This is a genomic window from Stenotrophomonas sp. 01N47, assembly GCF_056399165.1.
Window position 1 is genome coordinate 1 of sequence record NZ_JBFTQU010000128.1, and the last position, 335, is coordinate 335.

Here is a 335-nt window from a genome sequence, read left to right on the forward strand (position 1 = left end):
ATTGAGCTAACTGATACTAATGATCCGAGAGGCTTGACCATATAACCTCAAGTTGCCTTGGCCGACATGACATGTCGATAGATCCAAGTGCACGCTACGTCACAAGACCAAACGAGAGGCAGGCGCTCAGGCGCGTCTCTTTGCAACGCAGGCAGCACCATGCCCGCCCCCTGCAAAGACACGACGTCCAGGCGACACTCCAAACGCCTCCCTGGTGAAATTAGCGCTATGGAACCACCCGATCCCATCCCGAACTCGGAAGTGAAACGTAGCTGCGCCGATGGTAGTGTGGCCTAAGCCATGCGAGAGTAGGTCATCGCCAGGGTTTATACCCC

The 335-nt window shown here is 55.5% G+C and carries 1 rRNA gene; it reads left to right on the forward strand.

Annotated elements, in window-relative coordinates:
* Positions 1-210 precede the first annotated feature (210 nt).
* Positions 211-325: ribosomal RNA gene (gene rrf / locus AC1DKR_RS21530) — 5S ribosomal RNA — on the forward strand.
* Positions 326-335 lie beyond the last annotated feature (10 nt).